At 57.0% G+C, this 14,124-nt stretch carries 14 protein-coding genes; 3 read left to right on the top strand and 11 right to left on the bottom strand.

Annotated features, from left to right (window positions below; translation table 11 throughout):
* The 6 genes from ACTM82_RS06825 to ACTM82_RS06850 all read right to left on the bottom strand — a co-directional run bounded on the left by ACTM82_RS06825 (position 1) and on the right by ACTM82_RS06850 (position 5,741).
* A complete protein-coding gene (locus tag ACTM82_RS06825) occupies positions 1-1,149 on the bottom strand; it encodes an amino acid ABC transporter permease (RefSeq protein WP_441055378.1) in 1,149 nt (382 codons plus the stop codon).
* Between the two features lie 9 nt (positions 1,150-1,158).
* Complete coding sequence (locus ACTM82_RS06830) at positions 1,159-2,085, bottom strand: transporter substrate-binding domain-containing protein (protein ID WP_441055377.1); 927 nt, start codon at positions 2,083-2,085, stop codon at positions 1,159-1,161.
* 102 nt (positions 2,086-2,187) lie between these two features.
* Positions 2,188-2,310: a hypothetical protein gene (locus ACTM82_RS06835; protein ID WP_441055375.1), complete on the bottom strand. Its 123-nt coding sequence runs from the start codon at positions 2,308-2,310 to the stop codon at positions 2,188-2,190.
* 114 nt (positions 2,311-2,424) lie between these two features.
* Positions 2,425-3,318 carry an aldose 1-epimerase family protein gene (locus tag ACTM82_RS06840; RefSeq protein ID WP_441055373.1) on the bottom strand — a complete coding sequence of 298 codons (894 nt, stop codon included), beginning with the start codon at positions 3,316-3,318 and terminating at the stop codon, positions 2,425-2,427.
* A gap of 114 nt (positions 3,319-3,432) precedes the next feature.
* Positions 3,433-4,299, bottom strand: coding sequence for a hypothetical protein (locus ACTM82_RS06845; protein WP_441031989.1), 867 nt, complete (start codon positions 4,297-4,299; stop codon positions 3,433-3,435).
* 125 nt (positions 4,300-4,424) lie between these two features.
* Positions 4,425-5,741 (bottom strand): ATP-binding protein, encoded by a 1,317-nt coding sequence (locus ACTM82_RS06850; RefSeq protein ID WP_441055372.1) that lies wholly within the window; start codon positions 5,739-5,741, stop codon positions 4,425-4,427.
* A 115-nt stretch (positions 5,742-5,856) separates the two neighbouring features.
* Between ACTM82_RS06850 and ACTM82_RS06855 the strand changes: the two genes are divergently transcribed.
* Entirely contained in the window at positions 5,857-6,051 is a 195-nt protein-coding gene (locus ACTM82_RS06855; protein ID WP_441055371.1) for a hypothetical protein, read from the top strand.
* A 367-nt stretch (positions 6,052-6,418) separates the two neighbouring features.
* On the opposite strand, the gene ACTM82_RS06860 is transcribed toward ACTM82_RS06855, so the two are convergent.
* Positions 6,419-7,981, bottom strand: coding sequence for a PTS transporter subunit EIIC (locus ACTM82_RS06860; RefSeq protein WP_427794056.1), 1,563 nt, complete (start codon positions 7,979-7,981; stop codon positions 6,419-6,421).
* An 82-nt stretch (positions 7,982-8,063) separates the two neighbouring features.
* Entirely contained in the window at positions 8,064-9,389 is a 1,326-nt protein-coding gene (locus tag ACTM82_RS06865; protein ID WP_089573127.1) for a 6-phospho-alpha-glucosidase, read from the bottom strand.
* A gap of 298 nt (positions 9,390-9,687) precedes the next feature.
* On the opposite strand from ACTM82_RS06865, the gene ACTM82_RS06870 reads away from it, so the two are divergent.
* Together ACTM82_RS06870 and ACTM82_RS06875 are read left to right on the top strand one after the other, a co-directional pair.
* A complete protein-coding gene (locus tag ACTM82_RS06870) occupies positions 9,688-10,437 on the top strand; it encodes a MurR/RpiR family transcriptional regulator (protein ID WP_117757480.1) in 750 nt (249 codons plus the stop codon).
* A 60-nt stretch (positions 10,438-10,497) separates the two neighbouring features.
* Positions 10,498-10,944 (top strand): low molecular weight protein-tyrosine-phosphatase, encoded by a 447-nt coding sequence (locus ACTM82_RS06875; RefSeq protein ID WP_441055370.1) that lies wholly within the window; start codon positions 10,498-10,500, stop codon positions 10,942-10,944.
* A gap of 154 nt (positions 10,945-11,098) precedes the next feature.
* Here the strand turns inward: ACTM82_RS06875 and ACTM82_RS06880 are convergent, their stop codons facing one another.
* From ACTM82_RS06880 to ACTM82_RS06890, 3 genes are all read right to left on the bottom strand, one after another.
* Entirely contained in the window at positions 11,099-12,460 is a 1,362-nt protein-coding gene (locus ACTM82_RS06880; protein ID WP_441055369.1) for an ATP-binding protein, read from the bottom strand.
* Between the two features lie 182 nt (positions 12,461-12,642).
* Positions 12,643-12,972 (bottom strand): TIGR04076 family protein, encoded by a 330-nt coding sequence (locus ACTM82_RS06885; RefSeq protein ID WP_427747806.1) that lies wholly within the window; start codon positions 12,970-12,972, stop codon positions 12,643-12,645.
* On the bottom strand, positions 12,965-13,789 hold the full coding sequence (locus ACTM82_RS06890) for a PfkB family carbohydrate kinase (protein ID WP_441048922.1): 825 nt from the start codon (positions 13,787-13,789) through the stop codon (positions 12,965-12,967). Before ACTM82_RS06890 ends, ACTM82_RS06885 begins: the two co-directional genes overlap by 8 nt.
* Positions 13,790-14,124: the final 335 nt, after the last annotated feature.

Below are 14,124 nucleotides of genomic sequence, written 5' to 3' on the forward strand. Positions count from 1 at the left end.
CTAGTTGGAGCTGGGCAGCGTGGCCGGGGCCTCGGCGCCGAGCTTTTTGCCAAAGGCCTCGAGCAGGCGGCTCGCCACGAGCGTCAGGATTAGGTAGACCACGAGTGCCACGCAGTAGACCTCCATCTGGCGGTAGTACACGCCGGCGACGGTGGTAGTGGCGTACATGAGGTCGAACACGCCGATGACCGAGAGCACCGACGAGTCCTTGATGTTGATGATGAGCTCGTTGGTGAGCGCCGGAATCGCGTTTTTAATGCCCTGGGGAAACACGACTTTACGCATAGCCTGCCACTGCGACAGACCCAGCGAGCGCGCCGCCTCGGCCTGACCGGGATCGATGGACTCGATGCCGCCGCGCAGGACCTCCATCATGTAGGCGGTGGAGTTGAGCGAGATGGTGACGAGGCCGGCGGTAAAGGTACTCCAAATCTGGTTGGCCTGGGCGGTCTCGAAGCCCATGCCGCGCAAAACGGTGAAGCCCGCGTAATAGATGAGCAGGCCCTGGACCATCATGGGCGTACCGCGCACGATGGTGGAGTAGACGGTCGTAAAGCCGCGGCCGATGCTCTTAAAGAAGCGCACCAGGTCGTTATCCACGCGATCGAAGGTCTGAATGCGCAAAAACACAAAGAGCAGTGCCAGGAAAAAGGCGATAACGGTGCCGAAGGTGGCAAGCGCGATGGTAATCTCGATGCCGCGGATAAAGAAGTCGCCGCTCTTGTAGGTCATGTAGACCAGGCTCGACAAAAAGTCGCTGGGGTTGGAATCCGAGACAATGCTCACCTGCACCAAGTCGATAAACGACATGACGCAGCGATCCACGAAAAAGACCACCGCGATGGCGACCACGACATAGCTGCCCAAGCGTGCTGCACGACGGAAACGCTCGGATGCGAACGGCGACTTTTCGCGATAGTCGCTCCAGTGCATAAGCTTGGTGACCAGCGCCGCCGTCGACACGACGAGCCACGCCCACAGGATCGCCCAAAGGCAATCTTGGAACACGCCCGTGGGGGCCAGGAAGCTCAGCGGCGTGGGGTTGCGCTGGCTAAACGCCAGTCCGAGCGCCGCGATGACGCTCGTGCCCAGGTACACATAACGATGGTCGGCTTTGATAAAGGAAACCAGACGATTGATGGCTTTCATGCTGCCTCCCTATGCCGGCTGACGGTCGAGGCACGCGTCCCACATCTGGTCGCGCTCCTCCTGGCTGACGCCCTTGAGCGTCTTGTCGATGAGCTTAAGCAGCTTGTCCGAGCCCTTGCGGCAGCCGACGTTTGCCGCGACCTCCTGCTTAAAGCCCTCGCCCTCGGCAAAATGAATGGGGACGATACCGGGATTTTGGGCCATGTAGCCCTTTTCGTTTTCGGTGTTGTACGTCACGGCGTCGCAGGTGCCCTGCAGCAGGTTCGAGAACACCGTGGGGACGGAGTCGACCGGGTTTTTGTGAACGACGCCCGGGATCTCGTCGATGACGGTATCGAGCATGGTGTCCTTTTGGCCGAGCACCGTGGCGCCGCTGAAGTCACTGAGCTTGGTGGCGTTTTGGTAGGGGGAACCCTCTTTTACGAACAGGCCAAAGTAGCCAATAAAGTACGGGTCGGAGAAGCCGACCGACTCCTCACGCTCGGGCGTGGCGCTCATACCGGCGATGATGAGGTCGATCTGGCCGTTGTTGAGCGAATCGATAAGGCCCGAGAAGCTCTGCTTGACGGCAACGGGCTCGCCACCGAGGGCCTTGCAGACAATCTTGGCGATCTGCACGTCGTAGCCATCGGCATAGGCGCCTTGTACGTTGTCGATGGGGATTGTGTACTCACTGGCTTCGGAAACCTGCCAGTTGTACGGGGCGTAGGCCGCCTCCATGCCGATGCGGATCTTATCCTTGCCGATCACGGAATCGGACAGGTCGTCGCGACCGCCGCCCGTCGTGGGCTGAACCACCTTGAGCGTGGACGGACGCTGACAGCCGGCGAGCGCGCCGGCGACGGCGGAAGCGCTCGCGGCAAGAGCGCTACCCAAGAAGATGCGACGGCTGCACACCGGCTGTGGACGCACGTCGCGCTGATGGGGAGAATGCATAATCTGCCTTCCCTGTTGAATCGTATGCTAACGACTTAACAGGATACCGCTCAGCGTTACATCCAGCAGATGCATATATACAAATTAACAAACAGAAAACGATTAGTAGCCGTTGGGGACGTTCTTAAACGACTGGTCAAACAAGTAGTCATCGGAGACAGTCGTTGGGGACGTCGATGATTCGGCAATGCCAGCGAGCGCCACCCAGAGCGAACAAGTTGGCATGAAAAAGGCAAGGCATAGACCTTCTGGTCATGCCTTGCCTTTTGAATGACAAATTGTCGCTCTGGGTGGCGCGCAGCGTCGACCGGTCCGCCGTTCGTTAGAACGGCGGAACCTCTAGAGCAGCGTAACCTCGAAGGCGCGCTTGTCGGTGGCGCCGGGAGCCAAGGTGATGGTGTTGACCTTGTGCTCGAAGACGTCGTCCTCGGTGTCCATGGTGGTATGTCCGGTCCAAGGCTCGAGCGCCACGAACGGGGCGTCGTTGGCGGCAGACCACACGCCAATGTACTTAAAGCCCTCAAACTCAATCTTGACGCCGTGGCCCGACTTGCGACTGCGCAGCGTGAGCGTGGAGCCCGGGGTATCGGTGAACATGATGGCGTCGTTGTCGAAGCTACGGTGTGTGATGGGCAGCACGTCCGAGTTATCGGGAGCCTTGTAGCTTCCCTCGAACGTCATAAGGCCATCGGGCGTGATGATGGGGGCCTCGTTAGTCCAAGCCTCGGTAAACGCCAGCTCGTAATCCTCGAACGCCTCGTCCTCGGCACCGGGAACGGGCACGTTAAATGCGGGGTGGCCGCCCACCGAAAACGGCAGGTCCACGTCGCCGGTGTTGGTGACGGCAAAGGTCTGCGTAAGAGTGGCGTCGCCAGTCAGGGCATAGGTCATGTTGAGCTTAAAGTGAAACGGGAAGGCCTTGAGCGACTCGGGCGTATCGGTAATCTCGTAGGTGACGGACGAACCGTCCTCCGACACCTCGACCAGCTTGTGCTCCACGATACGCGCGATGCCGTGGCGCGCCATCTCGCAGCTGCCGGCCGCAGACGTCGCCGTGTTGTTGCGCAGCGAGCCCACAATGGGGAACAGGATGGGCGCATGCTTGCCCCAAAAAGCGGGATCGCCCTGCCACAGATACTCGTTGCCGTTGAGGGCAAGGCTCGTGAGCTGGGCGCCCATGGAATCGATGGCCGCGGTGAGGCCGCCGCGCCTGATGGTAGTGACGGTAGACATGCTACTTCCTCCAAAAGTAAACAATAGTGTCGAGGACTATTGTCCCACTCTTGGCGGCGGGACGGGACGGCAGGCGATTATTGAGTAGCCATAGCGGAAATGGGCGGCGAGCGCCTACTGGGTATCCACGTAAAGGTCAAACCCGCCCTGCGAGGTGGTGTCGACCGTATCGGGCGCCCGCGAGTTAAAGCTCGCGGGAACCATTCTTTTCGAGGCACGAAAACGCGTGCCGTCGGTGGCGACAGGTGGCTCATCGACCGTAAGTTCGTAGTCGCCGGGCTTGAGCTCGATACCGTCACCTTCGGAATTGACGTATTGGTGCTCGTCGATCGCTTGTCCCTTGAGCGTGCGGCCTACGATATGGATGAGCATCTGGCTGTCGCCGCGCGCGGTATCCCACGTCGCGCCGTCCTTGACCTCGACCGACACATGCACCGAGCGCGTACGGCTGAGCGATTGTTCGACGGAGATCTCGACCTTGGCGGCGTCTTGGCGCTGCTGCTCAACATGGCTCCAAACGCTGCCGATTGCCGAGCAGGCGATAACGCCGGCCATGAAGGCGATGAGGATGGGGCCGAGCGGAGAGCGCCGGCCCGCGCCTTCCTCGCGAGCCAGATCGGGGCGATGCGTGGGCGCAGGCGCCTGGGCGCCCTGCGCGGGCACGTCGAGAATGCTAAAGGATGCCGTGCTGTCGGGGTCGATAGTGTGACGCGGCTGTGGGGTCCTTGCCGGCGAGATGGACATGTCGGCCGGCTCACCCAGTGTGGCCGTGGCGTCGGCCTTTGCCTCGTCGGCCTCAGCCTGGGCCCAGGCCTGTTCAAAGGTTAGGGGTTCGGCCGAGTCGGAAGCGGCGTCCGTCTTGACGGTGTCGTTGCCGCTCTCGTCCTCGTCGCTCGACACGTCATGCGGCGCGGGCTCGTCCCACTCCTCGTCCGGAACCTCGCCCTCGCTATACCACCATTCAAAGTTATCGATATCCATACGGGGCGCCCCTTAGGCCTCGCAAATAAACACTTGCTAGCCTTATACCCCCAGACGGCACGAGGGCGCGCACGGAATGCGAAAAGGACTGCTCCTTTGTCGCATCGAAACGGATCTGTTTACGTTTAGCCGCGGGTAATCTTATTTCTCAACAAGAAGTCGACTGCCCCCACGATTCTGATGCCATCGATGTCCGTTGGATGGTCGCCATCCCTGACAATCAGGATCTTCTCATACGAATCAGGAATTTTTCCTAGCGTGCTTAGCTTGAGCGGTCGCAGCTCGCGTTCCCTCGTCGCCTCGGCATCGATCCGTTCGGTAACCTGGATATATTTGCGGTCTGATCCCTCGCCGATTGCGACAAAGTCGATTTCCCCCGCGCGTAGATGGCCGCAAAACACTTCGTATCCTTCAAAGACAAGCTGGTTGTAGATAACGTTCTCGAGCATCCTTCCGCTATCGCTACCTCTATATCCGTCAAGATAGCTGCGAATTCCCGTATCAGCTATGTAATATTTACCGCCTGTCTTAAGAAGCTCCCGCCCCTTGATGTCATACCTTTTTACTTTGGTAAACAGGTACGTCTCTTCCAGAGCGTCAATATATGCCGACACCGTCGATGCGTTGGTCTTACCGCCCGCTGATTCGTTGAGCGTCCCTACGATTTTGTTGACCGAGGTTTGGTTGGAGATGTTGTCTGTCAGATACGCACAGAGCCGCTCGAGAACATCGCGCTTGGTGATAGCTCCGCGACCCCTACGCGTCACACGCGACAGGATATCGCGCGCGACGATCGTCTGGTAGAGGCTACGGATATAGTCGCGACACAGCTCACGTCTCGGCTCATCATGGGCCAGAAACGGCATGCCGCCATAGGTTATGTACTGCTCAAGCACGGTATTTGAATTAAGGCGATCGCCCGTCTTGGAAACAAGTTCGACCCTCTCACCAAGCCCTTCAGCGGCGACCGCATCAATCGAGCGAAAATCAAGATATTCGCCAAACGTGAGAGGCTGCATCTTGACCTCGACATATCGGCCCGAGATAAGCGTTGCGAGCTCGCTCGATAGCAAAAAGGCATTGGAGCCCGTGACATAGATATCGCACGGCAAATCCACTCGGAGCGAGTTGACCGCCTTTTCCCAACCTTCGACATTCTGGAGCTCGTCAAAGAACAGGTAGGGATGATCGATGCCGTCGATGCGCTCCCGAACCATACGATAAAACGTCAGATAATCCGTAATTCCCGCGTACTCTAGAGATTCCATCTTAAAGGTCAGCAAACGCTCGGTTGGCACCCCCTGTTGCGCCAGATAGTCCCTCATCATGTCCAATAACGTTGATTTGCCACAACGGCGTATGCCCGTCACGATTTTGATGAGGTCGGTATCCTGAAAAGCAATGAGTCGATCAAGATAACGGCTTCGGCGAACGATATCCATAGAGTCTCCCTAGCGCCCGACCAGACATGAAATCTTATAAACTTGCATTTTTTGCAAGTTTATAAGATGTTACCTTAGAAACTTGAAGAATATGCAAGTTTCTAAGGTATGGAATGTGACAAACGGACTGTCCCTTTGTCACATTAGCTTTGCGCTGCTCATGTGCCTGTTCTCGGTGTCATGCATCACGCACTTCATGGGCGTGGCACACCGCCGCCATCCCAAGTCGATAGTACTCGCAAGCTCGGTTGAGCCCATGGGTTTAACGTCGGCATCACGTTTGGCACCGCAGTGGGCGGCACCGTGGTAGGCAGCGTTGGCATTGCGTACGTAGGCGCAGTGGGCGCCGCGTTCTCGCTTGTGGCCTGGGCGCTCACGCTGGTGACGATTAAGCTCGCCCGCTGGGAACGCCGTCGTCAATCAACACAGCCCCGGATGCAGGCATAGGGGCGAACATAGCCCAAGGTGGCGAGCAACCGGTGAAAACCGTCCCATACGAGTAGTGTCTATCCGCCTGCAAGCTCCGACAGTGCAATTTCGCGTATTTCAGATACACGCTTTTCTACGATTTCGTGTATTTCAAATACACGAAATGCGCGTGGGGCAACTCAAAGGCGGTGGCAGACACATTGTCTGCCACCGCCTTTTATACAGGATTTTATAGATATGTGGGGCGTTTACTCCATACCCAGCAGCTCGCGCATCTGGGTTGCGTAGTTAGATGCCATGTTGCCGTAGACAATCTGCACGCCGCCGTTAACATGCACGATGCCACGCGCTTCGAGCTTTTCGGTAAACTCGGCGTCATCAACCACCTTGTCACAGTCATTGAGCTGGATGCGCAGACGGGTGAAGCAGGCCTCGACAGACTTAATGTTGTTGTCGCCGCCCACTGCCTCAACGATGGCGGGAATGAGGTCGCTGATCACGGTCTTGGGAGCCTTTTCGGCCTCATCGCCAGACTCTTCCTCACGGCCAGGGGTCTTTAGATCCTTCTTAAGAATGATGAACTTGAAGACGAAGTAGTACACCACGAAGTAGATGGGGCCGAGGAACAGGATAACCTGCCAGTTGGAGCCCTTGGCTGCACCCATAATGCCGTTAAAGATCAACGACAAGAGCGGGCCGCCAAAGGATGCGGAGCCGGCCACGTTGAACTGCAGGATATAGGTCAGCGCATAGGCAAGACCAGCCATGAGAGCGTGGAACACGTAGAGGATGGGCGCGATAAACAGGAAGGAGTACTCGAGCGGCTCGGTAATGCCGGAGAGGATGCAAGGCACCACGATGGCAATCATGAGCGCTGCGGTCTTCTTCTTGTTCTTGGGAAGCGCCGTCTTGTAGAAGGCGAGTGCAGCACCGGGCAGGCCGAACATGGCGAAGATAACCTTACCGTTCATGACAAAACGGCTGACCTCGATGTTAAACGGCGTGCTAGGAGAGCCCAGGATCGCGTTGTAGATATTGATAGCGCCCTGAACGGTCTGGCCGTCGATGGTCTCGACGCCACCGAGCGACGTGAAGAAGAACGGTAAATAGACAAAGTGATGCAGACCAAAAGGCAGGAGCATGCGCTCGCCAGCGCCGTAGACAAATGCACCAAAGGCACCCGTAGTCTTGATGAACTCGGACAGCGCACCGAGAGCGTTCTGGATAAACGGGAAAACAAAGGACATGACCAATGCGAGGACACTGCATGAGAGCAGCGTTACCGCCGGGATAAAGCGTGTGCCGTTGAAGATGGAGAACACGGCAGGCAGCTCAATCTTGTAGTAACGGTTATGCAGCCATGCGACGATTGCACCCACCAGAAGACCGCCGATAACGCCCGTGTCGAGCGTGGTGATACCGAGGATCGTGCTCTGGCCCGTCGTAAGATTGGCGGGATCGATAACGCCAGTCGCCGTGAGGAACGTGCCCATCACGGAGTTCATGCACATGTAGCCCAAAAAGCCACAAAGCGCCGCGGTAGCCTTCTCGGACTTGGCGAAGCCATAGGCGAGACAAATCGAGAAGATAACCGGGATGTTGCTCATAACGATGCCGGCTGCGGCCTTAAGAATCGAAAAGAAAATCGCAAAGCCCGGAGCAGCAAGCCAGGGAACAGCTGCCGTAAGGGTGGGGCTGGTAAAGGCATTGCCAAAGCCCTGAAGGATGCCGGCGATTGGCAGGATCAGGACAGGCGTCATGAGGACTTTGCCCAGGCGCTGGAACTTTGCCAGCAGCTCATCTTTGTTCATGGGATACCCCTCTTAAAGAAACGGGGTGTGCAGTTCTACAACCCACACGCCCCATAACAGTTATCAAACGCTATGGAACTAGCTACTTAAGCTCCGGCCAGTAATCCTTATTGGCCTCGATGAGCTTATCGAGCACCTTACGCGCCTTCTTTGCGTCACCGACCAGACGATTAAGCGTGAGTGCCTGCAGGGCCTTCTCGTAGGAACCCTCCATCCAAGCCTCAACAGTCAGGCGCTCATAGGCGTACTGGTTCTCCATAAGACCGCGATAGAAGGTGCCAATCTTGCCAACCGCATAGGGCTGCGGGCCATTGGCGCCCACGCTTGCCGCGACCTCGACCATGGCGTCATCGGGCATACCCTCGATAATGCCGTTGTTGGGCACGATGACAATGAAGGTCTTATTGGTGTTGCGATAAATGGCCGAGGTGATTTCCACGATCATATCGCCATGAGCATCGTTCTGCACAACCGAGGAGTTCTTTGCGGTGCCGACTTTGGCAACACGCTCGCACTCGGCGAACACGCGCTTCTCACGACCGTTGATAACCTCGTCGGAGCGAGTGTAGTCGGGGTCGAGGTGAGCGACCTTGTACTCGGGATACAGATAGTACTGCAGATAAGTGTTGGGCAGATAGTCGGGGAAGTCCTCGAGCATGTCCTTGACCATGGCGTAGGTATCAAGCCAGGACTGGTCACGCTGCTCGGCATCGGCAGGAAGGAAGCCGTTCTTCTCCGTGTACTCCTTAATCTGCGGGACGAGGTCATGGCCCTCTTCATCGTAGATGTGCTTGAACCAACCGAAGTGATTGAGGCCAAAGTACACGGGCTCCGTCTTGCTCATATCGCGACCGAGCAGGCGACCGTAAGAGCGCATGAGGTTGACAGGCTGGTCGCAGATGTTGAGAACGCGATGCTCATCGGGCAGGACGCGCTCGAGACCATATGCCACAATAGCAGCCGGATTGGTGTAATTGATAATCCACGCCTCCGGGCTATGGGCGCGAACGTCGTTGACGATCTCAACCATGTCATGCATGGAGCGCATACCGTAAGCCATGCCGCCAGGGCCCACCGTTTCCTGGCCGATGATTCCCATATGCAGCGGAATCTTCTCGTCCTTGCTACGCATCTCGTAGCCGCCGGTACGAATCTGGCAGAGCACAAAGTCGACGTCGGTGTAAGCCTCGTCCTTATCGGTGGTGTAACCAAACTCCACACCGGGCTCCTCCTCGGCGAAGAGGATCTTGCCAAACTCGCCGATCGGACGCTGGCGCTCGGCATCGATGTCATAGAGCATCACGCGGTTCAGCGGCAGAATGTCCATGTGCTTGGTCAGGGCTTTAAGAATGCCAGGGCACCACGTGGAGCCGCCGCCAACGATCACAATATTGAGCTTATCCTTCATGTTCCGTCCCTCCAGGGTTGGCTGATCGGTGTTCTCGAAGACCTTGGGCTCCGCGGCTGTCCTCGGCTTGCTTCGTTTCGATTGGTATTTTGCGACATAAGGTCATTTGCAAGTCCCCGTGTGGGCCAATGCGAAACGGGGACACATGATTTCGCTCACGACACAGATATGTGTAGGCAGACACGCGCGTTTGCCCAGTTCATGGGCAATAGGCAATCTTGACCGATTACCGATTTCTCACCTGGCTACACAAAGCGGTACCATATGTACGGCGAGGTGCGAGGGGCTGAAACATCTTATGAAAGATCAAGAATCTTTTTATGATCATGTGCGAGCTGGCGAGAGCAAGCTCAACGATCTCGAAAGCGAGATCATGCGCTACATCATCGAGCTGCGTGATGATATTGACGATGTCACGCTTAAGAGCGTTGCCGAACGGTTCTTCGTCGCTCCCAATACAATCGTCAGGCTTGCCCACAAGCTTGGCTTCTCGGGGTTTACGGAGCTCAAACAATCGTATTCCGCCTCGCTCGATCGCAATCGATTCACTATCGAGGCACTTCCTCTTGATACCCAGCTCGTACAGACCAAAGATCTGCTTAACGACCGGGTCATCGATTCGGTTGTAAGTCTTATCCAGGACGCCTCGCATATCGTGTTCTTCTGCTCGGGCTTTTCGAAATACCCGTGCCTCGAGATGGCTGAAAAGCTCAAAATAATGGGCAAGAATACCGACACGCTCAGTGAACGCCACGTCATGAGGCATTATGCAGAACTCCTCGGCAAAAACGACCTGGTCTTCAGCGTTTCCGTAAGCGGCGAGACGCAGGTGTCTATTGACGCCACATCGATAGCCAAAACGCGCGGGTGCAAGGTCGTCACGCTCACCGGCTTTTCTCGAAATTCCCTCTCGAAACTAGCCGACTACCCTATCTACACCGTGCAAAAAGAAATCCGCTTGGGCAGCATGGACCTCGACAGTCGATTGATGTTCTATTACGTTTTCGAATTGATATTTGAGCGCTACTTCAAACTGGCCAAGAAATAAAACTTGGCATGCGCCCGGCTTCGACTCTTTAGCAGCCTTCTATATGAAAGGTATCGCCCTATGCAACGCGTACTGTTTATCTGCCATGGGAACATCTGCCGCTCGACGATGGCTGAATCGGTGTTTACCGAGCTGGTGCACCGCGCCGGGCGCGAGGCGGAGTTTGTCATCGATTCCGCCGCGACCTCGACCGAGGAGCTTGGCAACCCGCCACACCACGGCACCGTTGCCAAGCTGCGCGAAGTCGGGATTCCCGTCGTTGCCCACCGCGCACGCCAGGTGCGTCGCGCGGAGTATGGCGACTGGGACCACATCGTCTATATGGACGACGAGAACGCGCGTGGCCTGCGTCGCATCTTTGGCGACGACCCCGACGGCAAGATTACGCGCTTGCTCGATTGGACCGAGCGCCCCGGCGACGTGGCCGATCCCTGGTACACCGGCAATTTCGATGCCACGTACCGCGATGTGCTCGCCGGCTGCACGGCCATGCTCGAGCAGCTGTAGGCAAGCGAGGTCGCGGGCCACGCCTTCGGCGCGAAACAAGCGCGGTTAATCTTCCACATGAAAAATGAGCGTGGGTTTTCTCCCACTTTGAGCGTTCAAGTGCGCTCTAAACGGGAGAAAACCCACGCTCATGAATGTGACAAAGGGACTAGCCCTAGACCGGCTTGACCTCCAGCTTTATCCCCTCGGCGCAGGAGTCGCCCAAAACATCCGAAAGGGCCCAGGTCGCATATAGCGGCAAATAGAGAACTGCTCCGTTGCGCTCAACGTTGCCTCTCGAGAAAACAATCCCGAGCCTTACGCCATATTCAGCCGTATCAAGCACATGACCGAGCGCTGCGTGCGCGTGGTAATAGGAGCCCGATTTAACCTCGATCGGAACAGCCGTCCCATCCGGTCCATCGACCACAAAGTCCACTTCACCGCGCTTTTTTGTCTGATAGTAGTAAAGCTGGCGATTTTGGGCAGCCAGCTGCTGGGCCACCACGTTTTCGTAAATGCCGCCCAGATTGGGCTCCTTGCTATCAAGATACGCCGCTTGGGCGACTCCAACGGGGTAGCGCGCCATCAACATGCCCGTATCCGATTGATAGAGCTTGAACTGCGATGGCCGTGCCGCCTTGAGCAGGGGCGATTTTGGCTCGGTTACGATATCGGCTTTGAGAGCAACGCCGGCATCGACAAGCCATACAAAATCTCGCTGATACTTCTCGTAGTGAGCCTTGGGATCAATGGAATTGAGCACGAAGCGCTTGTTTTCGCCCTCGAGCATAATAGGGAGCTGATCGTAGATGCTCTGCACCTGAAGGGCTCGCCCGCTTGCATACTTGGAGATATCCCGCCGGTACTGTTCATTGAGCTCTGACTGTAGCTGACGAACAGAGGCAAGGTCGCCCTGCGTGTCAAGGAAACGCTGCACGACCTCCGGCATTCCGCCGACAACGGTATAGGTCCTGAAGTTTGCCATCATCGCGTCATGAATGTAATCAGGAATGGGCCTCTCGCTGATACACGCGTCACGTATCGTTTGGCGAGCCCCCTCGCTCACCCCGATTGCCCAGCAAAACTCCTCAAAATCGAGCGGGAACATCCTAAGCTCGTGGACATACCCCACGGGATAGGACCTGACGCCCTTGAACTGAGTCCCGAGCATTGACCCCGAAAACGCCCAACGGCACCTCCCGTCCTCAACAAGGAACTTTGCCATCGTCATGATGTCGGGGGCCTCTTGGACCTCATCGATAAACACGAGTGTTTTGCCTGGCGCAATCGACTTTCCCGAAAGAAGCGTCACCCTGCTGATGAAATCATCGGCATCCCGCGCCTCGAGAAGAGCATCTTTTGCCTGGCGGTTTTCCATGAGGTTAAGCTCGATGTAGGTTGCATGGTTGGCTTTGCCAAATGCGCGAATCGAATAGCTTTTGCCAATCTGGCGAGAACCCGTAATGAACAAGGCCTTTTGCTCGGAAGACTTCAGCCAACGCTCCAGCTCTGCCGCTATTTTCCTGCGCAGCATAGGCTCCCCCTCAGTGTCATCAAATGAAATGCAAAGTTTTATACGCTTAATTATCGATGAAACGCAGAATTTTTAGAACCTAAAATCGGATGAAATGCAGAGTTTTGAGATTATAAGCAAAAAGAAGGGGCACCACCGGCGAATGTGGCAAATGGACTGTCCCTTTGCCACATTGCTCTCAACTACTCGTCGACGATCTCGGCAAGCCAGACGTTCAGCGTATCGACCTCGGGGCAGCAGAACTTTGCCGTGCCGGGCTCGTTGCCGGGCACAGTTCCGCCATAGCGCAGAATGTCGATATAGGGAAAGCCAACGTGACAGGCCATGGCGCACATCTTGCCGCGATCGCGGTCGAAGTCGAAGACGTCGCCCGGCTTGTGACCATGGTGGCAGCGGCACGTCCCCAGCTGGTCCACGCAGCTCACGCGGATACGCGGACGCTTGCCCCGCGGCGCACCGAGCGGCTTGTTCTCGCCCGCAGGCCTGATGCCGCCCTCGCCAGCATTACTCATGGTCAATCACATCCAGGCAGGCCTCGATGGGAAGACCGGCCGACTTGTCCTCTTGGTCGGCATTACGCTCGATAAGCTCGGCCACCACACGCATGGCATCGGACGTCGCGCGCTGCAGACTCCAACCTGCCATAACGCGGCCGACGAGCACTGCCGAGAACGTATCGCCCGTGCCCGGGAAATAGACCGGAATGAGCTCAAAGGGAATCGTAAAGTACTCCCCCGCCACATGGTCGTAACCGATAACCGCGTTCGTGCCATTGACCACGGTGCTCGTAATGACCACCGACTTGGCACCCAGCTCGCGCACGGCGTCCACAAGGGCGCGGGCCTCTTCGGGCGTAATTTGCTCGGCAATAGGCCTATCGGCAAGCAGGCACGCCTCGGTATAGTTGGGCACCGCGTAGTCTGCGCACTCCAGCAGGTGCCGCATAAGGCCAATCGTGGACTCGGGCACGCCCGCATAGAGCTTGCCGTTGTCGCCCATGATGGGATCGACGAACACCTTGGTGCCCTTTTGCGCACGGCGGTGGCAAAAGTCCGAGATGATGCGCGTCTCTTCCTCGGTCACGATAAAGCCGGTCGAGATGGCGTCGAACTCAAAGCCGAGTTCTTCCCAGATGGCAAGACTCTGACGCACGTACTCCGTGGTGTCGTGGATGTAGAACTTGGGATAGTTGAGCGTATCGGACACAAGTGCCGTCGGCAGATTGTGGATACGGTAACCCATGTGCGACAGCACCGGCAGCATGGCGGAAAGCGCGACCTTGCCGTAGCCGCACATATCGTTGATCAGCAACAGCTGAGTGTTCTTCATGAGAGTCTCCCTTGTTTCGGGCGCAGCGCGGCAGCGCCACAGTGCGACTAAGTGTAGCGCAGGGGACGTTGCGAGCGGAGTCGAGCGGCACGAAGGGCAAATTGTTGCGGAAAGGTTTCGGAAACGAGAGGGCAGCCTGTCCCCCTTTGTACCAATCCCTTGACAAGGAGTGTCCCCAGCTGCCGGCACAAGAAGAACGTCCCAAGTGCCAAAAAGGGCAACGTCGATGTTTTGGCAACGACAGACACTATGACCCAATCCGAGGGCACTAAAAAGATAGGAGCCCCCGCTCGTGACCGCGGGTCGGGGCTGCGACAATGATGTTGAAGTGCCAT

Source organism: Collinsella sp. HCP3S3_E5 (assembly GCF_052067635.1).
GTDB lineage: Bacteria > Actinomycetota > Coriobacteriia > Coriobacteriales > Coriobacteriaceae > Collinsella.